1 protein-coding gene is annotated in these 519 nt (G+C 61.3%); it reads right to left on the bottom strand.

Features of this window, described 5'->3' with window-relative positions; translation table 11 throughout:
- On the bottom strand, nt 1–519 hold a 519-nt coding region (locus ARB69_RS25585; RefSeq protein ID WP_157355762.1), incomplete at both ends, for a F0F1 ATP synthase subunit gamma.

Genomic DNA, 519 nt, shown 5'->3' with positions numbered 1-519 from the left:
GCCGGTTCGTATTCCATCAGGGTCAGGTCACAGTCCCCTGCCTGCCCCCCTGCCTCCAGCGGGAACACCGGGGCTGCCTTCACCTCATGGGAAATCGAGTTCAGGTAGGAGGCATACAGCACCCGGATGCTTGTAAAACGGCCTTCCCGGTACAGCTCCAGCACTTCCCCCGAGAGCCGGTACGCTTCCTCGTACCCCATCTCATCCATCTGCTCCCGCTCCGTCTCCAGCATCTCCAGGCCTTCCCGGATGCAGAACTCTTTTCCCTTTGTCCCCAGGGCCGCGAAACAGCAGCTGCCCTTTTCTTCCTCTGCGATCTGCCCCGCCGCCTTCGTGATGGAGGTATTGTAGCTCCCGCACAGCCCTTTGCTGCTGGTGAGCAGGATGTACAGCGTTTCCCCGTCCCTTGGTTCCAGGTACACTTCCGGCACCCCCCCCTCGGTGCGCAGGACCTGCCCGTAAAGCCGCTTTTCCTCCTCCAGGTGTTTCCGGATATAGTCGAACCGGTTCGTTGCCTGC

This window comes from Faecalicatena contorta, assembly GCF_001404335.1.
Lineage (GTDB): Bacteria > Bacillota > Clostridia > Lachnospirales > Lachnospiraceae > Faecalicatena > Faecalicatena contortus_B.
The sequence above is the reverse complement of the archived record's forward strand: the minus strand, read 5'-3'. Positions and strand labels throughout refer to the sequence as shown.